At 58.8% G+C, this 16,264-nt stretch carries 13 protein-coding genes; 2 read left to right on the top strand and 11 right to left on the bottom strand.

Going from position 1 to position 16,264, the window contains the following annotated elements; translation table 11 throughout:
* Positions 1-101: 101 nt before the first annotated feature.
* The 5 genes from GXM22_RS08245 to GXM22_RS08225 form a co-directional block, all read right to left on the bottom strand.
* Positions 102-1,733, bottom strand: coding sequence for a CTP synthase (locus GXM22_RS08245; RefSeq protein WP_097771883.1), 1,632 nt, complete (start codon positions 1,731-1,733; stop codon positions 102-104).
* Positions 1,734-1,831: 98 nt separating this feature from the next.
* The gene (locus GXM22_RS08240) at positions 1,832-2,401 is read right to left on the bottom strand and encodes an ANTAR domain-containing response regulator (RefSeq protein ID WP_099357171.1); all 570 of its coding nucleotides are present in this window, start codon (positions 2,399-2,401) and stop codon (positions 1,832-1,834) included.
* A gap of 75 nt (positions 2,402-2,476) precedes the next feature.
* Positions 2,477-3,796 (bottom strand): glutamine synthetase family protein, encoded by a 1,320-nt coding sequence (locus tag GXM22_RS08235; protein ID WP_005934492.1) that lies wholly within the window; start codon positions 3,794-3,796, stop codon positions 2,477-2,479.
* Positions 3,797-3,998: 202 nt separating this feature from the next.
* Complete coding sequence (locus tag GXM22_RS08230; protein WP_097771886.1) at positions 3,999-6,086, bottom strand: glutamine synthetase III family protein; 2,088 nt, start codon at positions 6,084-6,086, stop codon at positions 3,999-4,001.
* Between the two features lie 250 nt (positions 6,087-6,336).
* Entirely contained in the window at positions 6,337-7,566 is a 1,230-nt protein-coding gene (locus tag GXM22_RS08225) for a class I SAM-dependent rRNA methyltransferase (protein WP_005934487.1), read from the bottom strand.
* A gap of 261 nt (positions 7,567-7,827) precedes the next feature.
* On the opposite strand from GXM22_RS08225, the gene GXM22_RS08220 reads away from it, so the two are divergent.
* Entirely contained in the window at positions 7,828-8,331 is a 504-nt protein-coding gene (locus GXM22_RS08220) for a CYTH domain-containing protein (protein ID WP_005934485.1), read from the top strand.
* An 89-nt stretch (positions 8,332-8,420) separates the two neighbouring features.
* Here GXM22_RS08220 and GXM22_RS08215 read toward each other — a convergent pair whose 3' ends face one another.
* From GXM22_RS08215 to GXM22_RS08200, 4 genes are all read right to left on the bottom strand, one after another.
* Positions 8,421-9,911 carry a DUF1846 domain-containing protein gene (locus tag GXM22_RS08215; RefSeq protein WP_005934483.1) on the bottom strand — a complete coding sequence of 497 codons (1,491 nt, stop codon included), beginning with the start codon at positions 9,909-9,911 and terminating at the stop codon, positions 8,421-8,423.
* 204 nt (positions 9,912-10,115) lie between these two features.
* The gene (locus GXM22_RS08210) at positions 10,116-11,096 is read right to left on the bottom strand and encodes a hypothetical protein (protein ID WP_099357172.1); all 981 of its coding nucleotides are present in this window, start codon (positions 11,094-11,096) and stop codon (positions 10,116-10,118) included.
* The gene (locus GXM22_RS08205; RefSeq protein WP_005934480.1) at positions 11,097-11,570 is read right to left on the bottom strand and encodes an RNA polymerase sigma factor; all 474 of its coding nucleotides are present in this window, start codon (positions 11,568-11,570) and stop codon (positions 11,097-11,099) included.
* A 187-nt stretch (positions 11,571-11,757) separates the two neighbouring features.
* Positions 11,758-12,474 carry a YoaK family protein gene (locus tag GXM22_RS08200; RefSeq protein ID WP_005934479.1) on the bottom strand — a complete coding sequence of 239 codons (717 nt, stop codon included), beginning with the start codon at positions 12,472-12,474 and terminating at the stop codon, positions 11,758-11,760.
* 183 nt (positions 12,475-12,657) lie between these two features.
* On the opposite strand from GXM22_RS08200, the gene GXM22_RS08195 reads away from it, so the two are divergent.
* Complete coding sequence (locus GXM22_RS08195; protein WP_005934478.1) at positions 12,658-13,485, top strand: TrmH family RNA methyltransferase; 828 nt, start codon at positions 12,658-12,660, stop codon at positions 13,483-13,485.
* Between the two features lie 86 nt (positions 13,486-13,571).
* Here the strand turns inward: GXM22_RS08195 and GXM22_RS08190 are convergent, their stop codons facing one another.
* Positions 13,572-14,798 carry a 6-phosphofructokinase gene (locus GXM22_RS08190; protein WP_005934477.1) on the bottom strand — a complete coding sequence of 409 codons (1,227 nt, stop codon included), beginning with the start codon at positions 14,796-14,798 and terminating at the stop codon, positions 13,572-13,574.
* Between the two features lie 94 nt (positions 14,799-14,892).
* Positions 14,893-16,116, bottom strand: a complete 1,224-nt coding sequence (locus GXM22_RS08185; protein WP_005934476.1) for a 6-phosphofructokinase — start codon at positions 16,114-16,116, stop codon at positions 14,893-14,895.
* Positions 16,117-16,264 lie beyond the last annotated feature (148 nt).

The raw sequence follows: 16,264 nt of genomic DNA, 5'->3' as shown, positions 1-16,264 counted from the left end.
AAGCAGCTGCATTCCGTAAAAACACGGAGTGCAGCTGCTTTTTTGTTGCGATCTTATAGGCCTTTCCTGCGAGGAAAACTGGAACGAAACGCCTGAGAAAGTCAGACGTGCATCATGCCGCGCTGTGCATGGATGCGGAATTTGAGTGCGGCGGCGATAAAGCCCTTGAACAGGGGATGAGCGCGGTTGGGACGGCTCTTGAACTCGGGGTGGAACTGTGCGCCCAGATGGAAGTCACGGCCGGGCAGCTCCACGGTCTCCACCAGACGGCCGTCAGGGCTGGTGCCGGAAATGACCAGCCCGGCATCCTCCATTTCCTGACGGAACTCGTTGTTGAACTCGTAGCGGTGGCGGTGACGCTCCCAGATCTCAGCCTCGCCGTAGCACTCGGCCATCTTGGTGCCGGGCTTGACGGTGCAGGGGTACTTGCCCAGACGCATGGTGCCGCCCTTGGGGATGTTGCCCTGCTGGTCGGCCATCAGGGCAATGACATTGTGGGCACCATCGGGGGTGAACTCGCTGGAATTGGCATCGGCATAGCCCAGCACGCCGCGTGCAAACTCCATCACCATGATCTGCATTCCCAGGCAGATGCCAAAGTAGGGGATCTGGTTCTCACGGGCATACTGTGCAGCCTGGATCATGCCCTCGATGCCGCGGTCACCAAAGCCGCCGGGCACAATGATGCCGTCCACGTCAGCAAACACTTCTTTGCAGGCATCCTGATCGATCAGGTCTTCGCTCTCCACCCACTTGATGTCTACCTGGCTGTCGTTCTCAAAACCGGCGTGGTACAGGCTCTCCATCACGGAAAGATAAGCGTCGTGCAGTTTGACATACTTGCCCACCAGCGCAATGGTGCAGGTCTTGCTGCGGGTGGCAATGCGGGAGACCACACCCTTCCACTCGGTCAGGTCGGCGGGGGGCACGTCCAGCTTGAGCTTTTCCACCACCACATCATCCAGACCATTGGTGTGGAGCATCAGCGGGCACTGGTACAGGCTGGGCATGGTCAGGTTCTCAATGACGCACTCAGGCTTGACATTGCAGAAGGTGCTGATCTTGCGGCGGATATCGCCGCCCACGCTGCCGTCAGCACGCAGGATGATGATATCGGGGTTCACGCCCATGCCCTGCAGCTCCTTGACGGAATGCTGGGCCGGCTTGGACTTGTACTCGTCGGAGCCGGAAATATAGGGCACCAGCACAACATGGATGTAGCAGCAGTTGTCGCGGCCCTGCTCCAGGCCCACCTGACGGATGGCCTCCAGGAAGGGCTGGCTCTCAATATCGCCGGTGGTGCCGCCGATCTCGGTAATGACCACATCGGCATCGGTAGAGGATGCCATGTTGTAGATGTAATTCTTGATCTCGTTGGTGATGTGGGGGATGATTTGGACGGTCTGACCCAGATAAGCGCCCTGGCGCTCCTTGTTCAGCACGTTCCAGTACACCTTGCCGGTGGTCAGGTTGGAATACTTGTTCAGATTTTCGTCGATGAAGCGCTCATAGTGACCCAGATCAAGGTCGGTCTCAGTGCCGTCATCGGTTACGAACACCTCACCGTGCTGCAGGGGGCTCATGGTACCCGGGTCCACGTTCACATAAGGGTCCAGCTTCTGGCTGGCGACCTTCAGTCCGCGGCACTTGAGCAGGCGGCCCAGAGAAGCCGCCGTGATGCCCTTGCCCAGACCGGAGACAACGCCGCCGGTCACAAAGATGAATTTTGCCATTTGTTCAGTCCTCCTCTAATTTATCTTTCAGAGATCATTCTTTCCCAGTGCGGATGCGCTTGCATCCGAAATAAAACATACAACACCAGATTATAATCCTAATCCTCGTAAGAATCAAGGATTTCCTGTGCAATTTCTGCACGGCTGCGCCGGGTGTCCATGGCGCGCTTTTCAATGTAGCGGTGGGCGGCATCCTCGCTCATCTGCTCCCGCGCCACCAGACAGCATTTTGCATGGCTGACCAGCCGTACCTGTGCGATCTTTTCCTGCATCCGCGCGTTTTCCTGCCGGAGCAGCTGCAGGCGGTGGTTGCTGGCCGCGGCCAGATGGATGGCCTGCAGGAACAGCGTGTTGGAGAACGGCTTGCTCAGCAGCAGTACCCCCTGCTCACTCATGGGGGTCAGCAGCTGCTCGGCGGCTGCTGCCTTGGCCAGCAGCACCACGCCTGCGTCTGTTTTTTCTACGGCAGAGGAACACAGTTCGTGACCGAACTCGTCCGGCAAAGGCGCGTTGACCACGATCAACTCAAAATCAGATTCCATCATCCTGCGCCGGGCCTCGGCACCACTGGGGATGATCGTAGGCCGGGTGTATCCCAGCTCTGCCAGCCGCGCGGAGATGTACTCGTTGGAGCTTGCTCCGGCGCTCACGATCAGAGCACGTCCCATTTGAATCGCTCCTTTCTCTTACATCCAGGCAAGGGGCCGAATCACTGCCCCTTCGTACTTTCCCTCAAAAGCGGTTCAGATGGCGTTGAAGTAGTGCACCCGCTCGTACTCTGCCGGGTCGGCGGCAGCTTTCAGGGCGGCACAGCGCTTCAGTTCTTCCTCATAGTACCGATGCGAAAGCTCTTCCGGCAGCACGCGGTGCAGAAATTCGCTCTCCTGCGCGGCCTGCACGGCCTCCTCCAGCGTGGAAGGCAGTCTTTCCAGCCCAAGACCTGCGGCCTCGGCGGGATCGAACAGGTTCTTGTTGATGGGGGCCTGCAGCACCATCCGGTGCTCGATGCCATCCAGACCGGCAGCCAGCACCAGACCCACGGCCAGATAGGGGTTGCAGGCAGGGTCAGGGCTGCGCAGTTCCATGCGGCAGTTGTTGCCCTTGACCTGCGGGATGCGCACCAGCTGGCTGCGGTTCTGGCGGCTCCAGCTCACATAGCGGGGGGCCTCGTCACAGCCAAAGCGCTGGTAGCTGTTGGGCAGGGGATTGGTGAACACGGTCAGCTCCCGGCTGTGGGCCAGAACACCTGCCATGAAGCTGCCCGCAATGCTGTCCGGGGCAATGTCGCCCTCAAACAGATTGCGGCCGTCCATGCAGAGCGAAAGGTTGATGTGCAGGCCGCTGCCTGCCTGATCCGGCAGGGGCTTGGGCAGGAAGCTGGCGTGGATGCCGTTGCGCATGGCAACAGCCCGCACGATCTGCTTGAACATCATCACATGGTCGGCTGTTTTCAGGGGGCCGGCGTAGTGGCAGTCGATCTCATTCTGGCCGTGGCCGCTCTCGTGATGGCTGTGCTGGGGGCTCATGCCCATCTGCTCCATGGTCAGGCAGATATCCCGGCGCAGGTTCTCACCTGCATCCAGCGGGGCTACATCAAAGTAGCCGCCAAAGTCGATGGGGATGCGGGTGGGGCGGCCACGGTCGTCATTCTCAAACAGGTAGAACTCGCACTCAGCCCCCACGTTGCAGGTCAGCCCCAGCTTGCGGAAGCTGCGGCTCATCTGGCGCAGGAAGCCGCGGCAGTTGCCGCCAAAGGCAGCGCCGTCCGGCTTTTCTACGTCACAGAAGAACTGCATCACCCGGCCCTCGGTGGGCCGCCAGGGCAGGATGGTCACGGTGGAAAGATCGGGCCGGAGCACAAGATCGCTCTCCTCCACCTTCATAAAACCGGCAATGGAGCTGCCGTCAAAGCAGACACCATCCTCCATGGCTTTGGGCAGGTCGCTGGCAAGCACGGCGATGTTTTTCTGGGTGCCAAAGATATCGCAGAAGGCAAAGCGGACGAATTTGACGTTGTTGTCCTCCACAAAATCAAGGATGTCCTGTTGGGTATTATAGCTCATAGTGGTTCCCTCCGAGCCGCAGGGCGCGGCAAATGGCACAACAGTGCAAAGCTGGAAAAATCGGCTTGCGTTCTTAAAAAACGCCTAAAGGCCTGCTTCGTATGCGCAAAGCAGGTCTTTAGGCTGGTGTAAGAAATAGGAAAAGGGGAATGGCTTAAAAATCCAACAACCCAGCGATGCTGATCAAGCTATGTCAGAAAGATCAGACGTAGTAGAGCATCTTGCTGTAGCTGGGCAGAGGCCAGTAGTCCTCACCGCAGATGGTCTCGGCATCGTCAGCAGCGGCGCGCAGAGCATCCATCTTGGGCAGAACGTCATCGTGGAAGGAGACAGCCTTGGCGCTTTCATCGGTCATGGCCTCAGCGGTATCCACGGCAGCCTGCAGGGCATCGATGGCATCGCTCATGGCATCTGCATCGGTGGACAGGCGGGTGAGGGTCTTGGTCTCGCTGCGCACGCTGATGGCCTCGCTGACGGCCAGCTTGGATGCAGCGGTGTTGGCAACCTCGCTCATGTAGGCGTTGATGGCAGGCAGCAGCTGCTTGCGTGCCATCTCCAGCATGGTCAGAGCCTCGATGTTGATGATCTTGGAGTAGTGCTCCATCTCGACCTCGTAACGGCTCTCCATCTCGATCTTGGTCAGGACACCGAAATCCTCCATCAGCTGGATGTTTTTCGGGTCGATCAGTGCGGGCAGGGCGGCGGGCGTGTTCTTCTTGTTGGGCAGGCCGCGGCGTGCTGCTTCCTCTTCCCACTCGGCGGTGTAGCCGTTGCCGTTGAAGATGACACGGCGGTGGTCACGGATGGTGCGCTTGATCAGAGCAATGGCAGCGCTGGTAAAGTCCTCAGCGCCCTCCAGCTCGTCGGCGTAGCCCTTCAGCTCCTTGGCAACAGCAGTGTTCAGGATGGTGTTGGCATCGCTCAGGTTCTCAGCAGAACCGGGCATACGGAACTCGAACTTGTTGCCGGTGAAGGCGAAGGGAGAGGTGCGGTTGCGGTCGGTGGTGTCCTTGCTGAACTTGGGCAGGACATCCACGCCCAGATCCATCTTCATCTTGACGGGACCGGCATAAGGAGAATCAGATGCAATGGCATCGATGACAGCTTCCAGCTCCTCGCCCACAAAGATCGAAATGATGGCCGGGGGAGCCTCGTTGGCACCCAAACGGTGATCATTGCCCGGGGTGGCTACAGAGGTACGCAGCAGATCGGCGTACTCGTCCACTGCCTTGATGACAGCGGCCAGGAATACCAGGAACTGCAGGTTCTCCATGGGCGTGTCGCCCGGATCCAGCAGATTCTCGTGGGTGGTGGACATGGACCAGTTGTTGTGCTTGCCGCTGCCGTTCACACCCTCAAAGGGCTTCTCGTGCTGCAGGCAGACCAGACCGTACTTGGGAGCGATCTTCTTCATCATCTCCATGGTCAGCAGGTTGTGGTCAATGGCAACATTGGTGGTGTCGAAGATGGGGGCCAGCTCATGCTGGCAGGGAGCCACTTCGTTGTGCTTGGTCTTGGCGGGAACGCCCAGCTTCCACAGCTCCTCGTCCAGCTCCTTCATAAATGCGGAGACCTCGGGACGGATGACACCGAAGTAATGCTCCTCCAGCTCCTGACCCTTGGCAGAGGGAGCACCGAACAGAGTGCGGCCGGTGAGGATCAGATCCTGACGTGCCTCGTAATCCTCCTTCTTGACAAGAAAGTACTCCTGCTCGGGGCCGACGGTGGTGGAGACGTAATCAACATCCTTGCCAAACAGCTTCAGGATGCGGATGGCCTGACCGGACAGTGCGTTCATGGAGCGCAGCAGGGGGGTCTTTTTGTCCAGTGCTTCGCCGGTGTAGCTGACGAAAGCGGTGGGGATGCACAGCACGTCATCCTTCACGAAAGCGTAGCTGGTGGGGTCCCATGCGGTGTAGCCGCGGGCCTCGCAGGTGGCACGCAGGCCGCCGGAGGGGAAGGAGGAAGCATCGGGCTCGCCGCGCACCAGCTCCTTGCCGGAGAACTCCATGATGGCGGTGCCGTCGCCCACGGGGCTCACAAAGCCGTCGTGCTTCTCACTGGTGATGCCGGTCAGCGGCTGGAACCAGTGGGTGTAGTGGGTGGCACCCAGCTCCATGGCCCAGCGCTTCATCACGCTGGCCACAACGTTTGCCACCTCGATATCCAGGGGTGCGCCCTTGTGCAGGGTGCGCTCCAGGCTCTTGTAAGTAGCGCTCGGCAGGCGCTCCTTCATTACATGCTCGTTAAAGACCTTGCTGCCGTAGATTTCCATAACATTTGCTGCCATAAATCCTACTCCTTACTTGATCTTATGTCTGTCCCTTCCGAAACTGTCTCCCGCCGCCGAACTGCGGCCCGGAAACAGCGAAAAGCTTTTTAACAAAAACGGCGCTGCGAGTCAGGAGGTGACCCACAGCGCCGTTGCTGTCTATGGTCTGATTATATCCCGGAACGGCTCAAAAGGCAATTGACAAAACTGACGATTCTGCACAAACACGTTCTCGTTTTTTTGGGAGATATCGTATTTGGTATTACTTTTAGATCACCTGGAACAGGAAGAACTTCAGGTAATTGGTCTCGGGCACGCCCCACAGGATGGGGTGATCCGGGGCCTGCTGCTTCACCTCAATCTGCCGCAGCTGCCGGTGGGCATCCTTTGCGGCGGCGTGCAGCATCTTGATGAACAGCTCCTCGGTGGCAAAGTGAGAGCAGCTGGCCGTGGCCAGATAGCCGCCCCGGGGCAGCAGCTTCATGGCGCGGTAGTTGATCTCCTTATAGCCGCGCATGGCGTTCTCCACCGTGCGGCGGGCCTTGGTAAAGGCCGGCGGATCAAGGATGATAAAGTCGTAGGGATGGCCCTCTTTTTCCAGCCGGGGCAGCAGCTCAAAGGTGTCCTCGCAGAGAAAATCCATGTTGGTCAGATTGTTGCGCTGGGCGTTCCGCTGGGCCATGGCAATGGCCTCGGCGCTGATGTCAGCGGCCGTGACCCGGGCAGCCCCGCCCTTGGCGGCGTTCAGCGCAAAGCTGCCGGTGTGGGTAAAGCAGTCCAGCACAGTGTGACCGGCAGCAATGCGGGCCACGGCCCGGCGGTTGTATTTCTGGTCGAGGAAAAAGCCGGTCTTCTGGCCGTTCTCAAAATCAACGTGGTAGAACACGCCGTTCTCGCAGATCTCAGTCTTGGTGCTGTCGGGGTGCGTCTCGCCGGGCAGGTCAAACCAGCCCTTGTTCTGTGCCAAACCCTCCTTGGCCCGCAGAGCCTCGTCGTTGCGCTCGTAGATGCCGTCAATGGTCTGGCCGTCAGCGCGCAGGACTTCTGCCAGCAGGGGGAAGAGGATGGGCTTGAGCTTTTCCATGCCCACGCTCAGGGTCTGGGTGACAAGGATATTATTGAATCGGTCCACGGTCAGGCCCGGGAACTGGTCAGCCTCGCCAAAGATGACACGGCAGGCGGTCAGGTCGGCGGGCTCCAGCACGGTCTTGCGGTAGGCCCAGGCGTATTCGACCCGGCGCTTCCAGAAAGCGGCATCGAAGGTGTCGTTGGCGTTGCGGGAGATGAGCCGCACCCGGATCTTGCTTTTCAGTGAGAGAAAACCGGTGCCAAGATAGGCACCCTTTGTGCTGACTACATCGACCAGCGTGCCGTTTTCAGGCTCCGCCTCCGGGAAACCCAGGATGTCGTTTTCGTACACCCAGGGGTGGCCGCCCACCAGAAGCCCTTCGGCGTGTTTGTTGACGGTGTAAACGGGGTAATTGCGAGAAGATTTCATAGTTGCTCCTGTTATAACTGGCTCGCCCTCTCAGTTTCGCTCCGCTCGCCAGCTCTCCCAAAGGGAGAGCCTTTGGCGATTTTCGATTCAGTCTCATCAAGCTTGAATACAGAGCGGCTCTTGGCTCCCCCTTTGGGGGAGCTGGCAATGCCGTCAGGCATTGACTGAGAGGGTGAGGATGCTAAAATTTCATACTGATATTTATTCTAACATAAAAACGTGCTAGAATAAATACAAAAACACAGAAACGAGGAAAACGTCATGGAAATCGAACGCAAATGGATGGTGAACGGCTGGCCGGAGGGCGAAAACCTCCCGGCTCTGCCGCTCAAGGAAGAGTTTGCCATGCGGCAGGGATATATCAGCGTGCGGCCCACCGTGCGCATCCGGGAGGAGGCGCTCAAGGGCGGCGAGACGGCCTATATCCTCTGCTTCAAGTCCGGAAGCGGGCTTGCACGGGAGGAGATCGAGCGCCCCATCGACAAGAAACTGTTTGATGAACTGGAAACAAAGATCATCGGTAAGCCCCTGATCGGGAAGATCCGCAGAAGCTACGCCCTGCCCGATGGCCTTGTGCTGGAGGTGAACCATGTGGATGAGGGCCAGCCCACTGCGTTCTGGTACGCTGAGGTGGAATACCCCACCGTGGATGCCGCCCGCAGCTGGAAGCCGGAAGCCTTTGGCCTTGCAGACTATCTGAACGATGATGTCACCGACCAGCCCGGCCAGAGCATGGGAGCCTACTGGGAACAGACCCGGAAATAAAAATGACCCTCTCCGTCGCGCAGATACGGCCGCCTTGCCCTTGGGGAAAGACGGCAGTGCAAAGCAATGACAGAGAGGGTCATTATTTTTTACTTCTTGTGGTACATCCGGTCTGCTTCCTCATAGGCGGGCTCGCAGGTCAGATACATGCCCAGCTTCTTCACGGTGTCCATATCCACGCTGGACAGGATGACGGTGGAGTGCATATCGCAGCCCTTCAGGTGGGAGAGTTGCTTGAGGGCGGCTGCAGCAGTGGGATTCTGCGCGGCCGAGCTGGACAGGGCAATCAGGATCTCGTCGGTGTGCAGGCGGGGGTTCTTGCTGCCCAGATAGTTGGTCTTGAGGGTCTGGATGGGCTCGATGGCGGCGGCAGAAACGAGGTCAAGCTCCTGGTCGATGCCGGCCAGCTTTTTCAGCGCGTTGAGCAGAGCGGAGGAAGCGGCACCCAGCAGGGGGCCGGTCTTGCCGGTGACAACGGTGCCGTCCGGCAGCTCGATGGCAGCGGCGGGGGCACCGCCGGTCTTTTCAGAGACTGCATGGGCGGCCTGCTCCACCGGGCGGCTGCCCTGGGTCAGTCCGGCCTGATTCATCAGCAGCTCCAGCTTGTAGACCTCGCTCTGGATCTGTGCGCCGTTCTTGAGGTCACACAGGGCCTTAAAGTAGCGGCGGACGATCTCATTGCGGGAAGCTTCGCAGCAGGCCGCATCATCCACAATGCAGTTGCCGGCCATGTTCACGCCCATGTCGGTGGGAGAGTGGTAGGGACTTTTGCCTGCGATCAGCTCAAACATGGCGTTGACCACGGGGAAGATCTCAATGTCGCGGTTGTAGTTGACCGCGGTCTTGCCATAGGCCTCCAGATGGAACGGGTCGATCATGTTCACATCGTTCAGGTCGGCGGTGGCAGCCTCGTAAGCCAGGTTGACCGGGTGCTTCAGGGGGATGTTCCAGATGGGGAAGGTCTCAAACTTGGCATAACCGGCCTTCACGCCCCGCTTGTATTCGTGGTACAGCTGGGACAGGCAGGTGGCCATCTTGCCGCTGCCGGGGCCGGGAGCCGTGATAACCACCAGCGGGCGCTGGGTCTCAATGTACTCGTTGCGGCCATAGCCCTCGTCGCTCACGATGCGGGCAACGTCATTGGGGTAGCCGGGGATCTTATAGTGCCGGAAGGTGCGGATGCCCAGGCTGTTCAGCCGCTTCTCAAAGGCTTCCACCTCGGGGGCAGCGGTGTACATGGTCACGCATACACTGCCCACAAACAGGCCGCGCTCCTGGAATGCATCGATGAGACGCAGAACGTCCAGATCATAGGTAATGCCATAGTCACCGCGTACCTTGCTGCTGACGATGTCCTCAGCGTTGATGACGATAACGACCTCGGCCTGATCCTTCAGCTGCAGCAGCATCTGCAGCTTGGAATCGGGCTGGAAGCCGGGCAGCACGCGGGAGGCGTGGTAGTCATCGAACAGCTTGCCGCCGAATTCCAGATACAGCTTGTTGTCGAACTGCGCGATCCGCTCCCGGATGTGCTCCGACTGCATCTGCAGGTATTTGTCGTTGTCAAATCCTTTTTTCATTCGTTGCTCCTCTTCCTGATTTCGGTTCCCATATCCTGCCCGGGCAGCGGGTTCCACAGCGGAAGTGTGCCCGGGGAATTGCACAATACAAAAATTAGTATATCATATCAGAGGAGCGGGTGCAATAAAAAATCAACAAAAGTCCCGCTCCTTCCAGCAGAGAGCTTTTGCCGGAAAGAGCGGGGCAGGGAGGAACAGTGCGGATTACAGGGTCAGCTGGATGCCGCTGAGGGTCACGGTATCCGGATCGGGCTCCTCATCCTTTGCTTTGGCGCGGGTCTGTTTGGGCAGAGCGTCCTCGTGGACTACTTTGCCGCATTCCAGCTCAGGGATGGCAAAGAAGGCCGCTTCCAGAGCATCAGGCAGCTCTACTTCACCGGTAACATGCAGGAATTCGATCTGAGCCAGCAGGTCTGCGCTCTCTGCGGGGATGACAGCATCACCCAGCACATAGAGACGGGTGCCATACCGGCGCAGGGAAGAGGCGGTCAGCTCCAGGTCGTCTTCCACCACGGCGGTGCCGTCCGGCACGATGATCAGCTCGGTGGAATCCGGGAAGAGCGGGGCCAGAACGGGCGCAAGGCTTGCGCACAGGATGGCCTTTGGAGCGGAAAAGCTGCAGCCCTTTGCGGCCAGTGCGGCAGTGTCGAGCCTGGGGTCAACCGCCAGGAAGCGATGTTCATTCCAGTACAGGCGGCTTTGCGCCCGCAGCAGGAAGGTGTTGTCTAGCTTGATGGAGCTTCCCGGCAGGAGCACTGCATCATCGGGGTAGACCGCCAGCTTTCCGTTCAGGATGCAGCGGGCGGATACCACTGCCGAGAGGCACTGCGGGCAGTAGATCATACCGTTGACCAGAATGCAGGCGTATTTCTGTAAAACCTCCGCAGCATCCGGTGTGATCATCAGCTTGCCGTTGACCACCAGTACCTGCCCGGCGGCGGTCTGGCTGGCAGAGCTCAGCGTGACCTTGCCATTGACCACACCCACCGAGACCTCCTCCGGGACATTTTTGCAGAGCATCGAATCCAGAGAAATGTTGTGCTGGCTCAGGAGCGCCTGCACCCGGGGCGAGGTCAGCGCGATCATGCAGTCCAGCTTGATCTGCTCATAGCGGTCAAGAAAATCCTCCTGCACATTGCGCAGGTCCAGGATCATAGCGTCCACGTTCAGGTTCTTTTTCATCATTTAATCCTCCGTAAGTTCAGTTTTGAGGCGATGGCGTATCTGGGCAAGGCGGCTGCGGACCGTGCCGGGCGGGAGACAGAGCAGCTGACCGATCTCGCTGGCATTGTAGCCCGCTGTATAGCGCAGGGTGAACAGCCGCCGTTCTTCCGGGGTGAGCAGAGCCAGCAGACTGGCGGCTTCCACTGTGTCCAGCGCGGAATCCGGTTCAGCACTGTCCTCTTCCGGGAAAAAGGTGCTGAGCAGCTGCTCCTCCTTTGCCGTCCGGCGGAGCTGGTCGCAGTAGAGATTCCGTGCAGTGGTAAACAGCCAGGCCTTGCACTGCCGTTCCGTAAAGCTGTTGATAAGGGTCCGGTTCTGCAGTGCCCGCAGAAAGACTTCCTGGGTCAGATCCTCCGCCCGGGCTTCGTCCCGGCAGAGATTGAAACAGAAATGCTCCAGCCTGTCCCAGAAGGTCTCGTACAGCAGCTCCCACATGGGGCTTCCTCCTTTCATTGCGTCGTTCTGCCTGTAAGACGAAGGAGACCGGGGAAGTGTTGGATAGATCCGGAGAAAAATAAACCCTCAGTCTTGCTGGCGCTCGCCAGCTCCCCTACCAGGGGAGCCTTTGGCATGGCGGTAAACAGCGTGAAACTGAGGGGAACTCCTTGATTTAATGTTTTATTTAATGTTTTGCTTCCAGTGCTTCAAGATCTTCTTTGATCTCTTCCACATCTTCTTTCAGGAACATCAGGCAGAAGCTGACGGCCAGCAGCAGGCAGGAGAACCAGATGGCCTTTGCGCCGCAGAGATCCAGCGCCAGGCTGCCCAGGCCCGCGCCCAGCGCAAACAGGAGGATGATGCCCCAGTAATAAAGGGATTTTTTCAGGGCGGCAGGATTGCGGTTGAGCACCCAGCTGCAGAGGGAGTCCATGCCGCTGCGCATGTTGCCGATGCACATGGTGCTGGCAAAGGCATAACCGTTCACCTTGCGGAAGGTCTGCACCTGCATCGCACAGGCAAACGAGACCAGTGCGTTGGCCATAAGATTCCACTCCTGCGGGAAAAAGCCCACCACGAACAGCATCACGATCTCACACAGCACCACCAGCTGCCGCCAGTGGAGCCGCTGCAGATTCTGCAGCTTCTGGTGCATCAGCTCTGCCGCGAACACGCCCAGTGCAAAGAAGCACAGGGGCACAAGATAATGCAGCACACGCCCCCACTCCCCGGCAAAGGCATGGACAGCCATCAGCACGATGTTGCCGGTCTGGGCGTTGGCAAACACCTTGCCCCGGAACAGATAGGTGTATACGTCCTGCAGGCCGCCGGACAGTGAAAGGAACATTGCCGTGCAGAATGCTTCCGACATCTGGCCGCGGCGCTTTTTCTTGGAATTCATACAAATTCCCCCTCTGTTTTTTTACCTCTATACTATAGCGCGGGTTGACGGATTTGTCAAAAACAAAAGGTGATTTTTGGCGGTTTTGACTATGTAAAACGAATATGCCTGCCATGTATTTTGCAATTGCATCCGGGTTGTGCTACAATAAGACCATTCATACAGAAAAAGGAGAATCTCCCCATGCCCAATATCATCGAGATCACGGATTTTCACGCGCCGGAGCTGGACCCCTACGCCCGCCTGACGCAGAACCAGCTGCGCAGTCGGCTGGAACCCGAAAAAGGCATCTTCATTGCCGAGAGCCCCAAGGTGATCTCCCGGGCACTGGATGCAGGCTTTGTGCCGGTCTCCCTGCTGATGGAGCGCAGGCAGATCACCGGCCCAGCGGCGGAGATCCTGACCCGCTGCGGGGATGCACCCATTTATACTGCTGACCGGGAGCTGCTGGCTGCACTGACAGGCTACGAGCTGACCCGGGGCGTGCTCTGCGCCTTTCAACGTCCGAAGCCCCGCACCGTGGAGGAGCTCTGCCGGAACGCCCGGCGGGTGGCCGTGCTGGAGGGCATTGTGGATTCCACCAACGTGGGTGCCATCTTCCGCAGCGCGGCAGCGCTGAACATGGACGCAGTTCTCGTCAATCCCTCCTGCTGTGACCCGCTCTGCCGCCGGGCCGTGCGCGTGAGTATGGGTACGGTATTTCAGGTGCCCTGGGCGCAGATCGGTGAAACGCCTGCTGATTGGCCCGAAAAGGGGCTTGCTCAGCTGAATGCCCTGGGCTTCAAGACGGCTGCCATGGCCTTGAGTGACCGTTCGGTCAGCATCGATGACGAAGCCCTTGCCCGGGAGCCGAAGCTTGCCATTGTGCTGGGCACGGAGGGAGACGGCCTTTCCCATACCACCATCGCATCCTGCGATTACACAGTCAAGATCCCCATGTCCCACGGGGTCGATTCCCTGAACGTTGCCGCCGCCAGCGCCGTGGCGTTCTGGCAGCTGGGCAAACAGTAATTCATAAGCCACACAGCAAAAAACTCCCGCCCGGAGCGCATCCGGGCGGGAGTTTTGCTATGCCTTAGAAGGATTCAAAGGAGAAATTACTTTTTCATGTAGATGTGGTGGGGCAGACCTGCAATGTACAGCGGAGTCAGTTCAGCCTGGATCAGCGGGCGGGCATACTCGAGGAATTCCTCGGTCATCTGGGTGTGATTCTCGTTCATCCAGCTCAGGGGGACCTTCTTCTCGAGGTTTGCAACTTCACTGATGGGGTGCAGCTCGGTGATGTACTGATAGGGGCTGTTGGAGATGCGCTTCAGGGCGACCATCTGACCGGTGACACCCTCAAAGGCAGCCTTGGCAGCAGCGCCGCCCACCTGGTAAGCCTCGGTGATATCGGTGCGGCTGGTCAGGTGACCAGCGCAGCGCTGCAGGGTAGACAGCTCGATACAGCGGGTCTTGGTGTCCAGATTGCGTGCGACCACATTCGCCAGATAGCGGGCGGTGCCGGTCAGTGCCTTGTGGCCGAAAGCGTCCACTGCGTGCACATCATCGGCCAGCTCGCAGACGTAGCGGCCGTCCTCGAGCTTGACACCCTCGGAAACAGCGATCACGATGCTGGGCTTCTTCTCCTGCATGACGCGGACCTTCTCAATGAAGTGCTCCACGTTGAAGGGGACTTCGGGCAGGCAGATCATATCCACGCCCTCGCAGTCATCGCTCTTGGCCAGAGAGGCAGCCGCGGTCAGCCAGCCGGCGTTGCGGCCCATGATCTCGACCACGGTGACATAATTGGTGCCGTAAACGGTGGCATCGCGGATGATCTCCTTCATCACCACACCGATGTACTTTGCCGCAGAGCCGTAGCCGGGGGTGTGGTCGGTCACCATCAGGTCGTTGTCGATGGTCTTGGGAACGCCCATGAAGCGGATGTCGCTCTGGATGCGGTTGCCGTATTCAGCCAGCTTGCCGATGGTATCCATGGAGTCGTTGCCGCCAATGTAGAAGAAGTAGCCAATGTTCAGCTTTTCCAGGATGGCGAACAGCTTCTTGTAAACGGTCTCGTCATCGTGCCAATCGGGCAGCTTATAGCGGCAGCTGCCCAGGAAGCTGGACGGGGTGCGCTTGAGCAGCTCGATATCCAGGTCATCGGTCAGCACGGTGGAAAGATCCACCACGCGCTCCTCCAGCAGACCGGCAACGCCGTTGCACATGCCGTAAACGATTTCAGCGCCGCGGCTCTTGCAGCTCTCGAATACGCCTGCCAGACTTGCATTGATGACGGAGGTAGGGCCGCCAGACTGACCAACGATTGCATTTTTACCCATGATGATTTCTCCTTTTCTTCTGTTTCGGCTTTTATATTATCGTGCAGGAGCACGAAAACAGACTACGAGGGGGGAGGAAGCGCGCAAATGAAACTTACAGGCAGATATGGCGCGGGGTACCGTTGACATAGACCGGTGTCACTTCGTCCAGGATGAGCGGGCGGGCATACTCCTCAAATGCCGCCGTCACCTGCATTCCGTCCGGGGTGATCCAGTCCAGCGGCACCTTTTTCTCCAGGTTTGCCACCTGCTGGACATCCACCGACTCGGTGATGCACTGGTAAGGGTAATCGGAAATGCGCTTGAGCGAGATCATCCGCCCGGTCTCGCCCGCAAAGGCAGCGGAAGCGGCAGCGCCGCCCACGGCGTAGGCCTCGTTCACATCGGTGCGGCTGGCCAGATGGCTGGCGCAGCGCTGCAGGGTCGAGAACTCAATGGCACGGCTCTTGCAGTTCAGGTTGTCGTGGATGAGATCGGAAAGGTACCGGCTGGTGCCGCTGAGGATGGCCTTGTGGCCAAAGGCATCCAGCTGCCCGGCGGTGGAGACCAGATCGCACAGATAGGTGCCGTCGGCTGTCTTAACACCCTCGCTGGCTGCAATGATGACATTGGGCTTGACCCGCTGCAGCTCGTCCACCCGGGTCAGGAACCTGTCCGGGTCAAAGGGAACTTCGGGCAGCAGAATGAGGTCGGGGCCTTCGCAGTCATCGCCGCCGGCCAGACAGGCCGCACCGGCCAGCCAGCCAGCGTGGCGGCCCATGATCTCGGCCACCGTCACGCTGCGGATGTTGTAAACGGAGGAGTCACGGATGACCTCCTTCAGGATGGTGGCAATGTACTTGGCGGCAGAGCCGTAGCCGGGGGTGTGGTCGGTCAGGCAAAGGTCGTTGTCGATGGTCTTGGGCACACCGATGAACCGGACGCTGCTGCCCACCTGGGCACCGTAACGGGAGAGTTTTGCAATGGTGTCCATCGAGTCATTGCCGCCGATGTAGAACAGCGCACAGATATCGTACTTGTCAAACAGGGTGAACAGCTTGATGAACGGGGTAGAGTCCACGTCCGGGTCCGGCAGCTTGTAGCGGCAGCTGCCCAGATAGCTGGACGGGGTGCGCTTGAGCAGCTCGATGCTCATGCGGTCATCCAGCAGAACGTTCAGTTCCAGCATTTCTTCCTTTAAAAGGCCCTCGATGCCGTACTTCATTCCGTAGACTTTATCGGCTCCCAGACTGCAGGCAGCTTTGTATACGCCTGCCAAGCTGGAATTGATAACGGCGGTAGGGCCGCCGCTCTGGCCGATGATGACATTTTTTGACATACGTCCTCCTTATCCAAAAGAACAACATTTCACGTCCTGCAAAGCGCGGCAAGTCCTTCTGTGTCCTCCCAGAGCCCTGCACTGCCCGGGGAAGGAGATTGCGGATGCGCGCCGCAAGTCGTACAAAAAGAATGCAGGATGTGCATCT

The sequence above is a fragment of the Faecalibacterium duncaniae genome, from assembly GCF_010509575.1.
GTDB classification, from domain to species: domain Bacteria; phylum Bacillota; class Clostridia; order Oscillospirales; family Ruminococcaceae; genus Faecalibacterium; species Faecalibacterium duncaniae.
The sequence above is the reverse complement of the archived record's forward strand: the minus strand, read 5'-3'. Positions and strand labels throughout refer to the sequence as shown.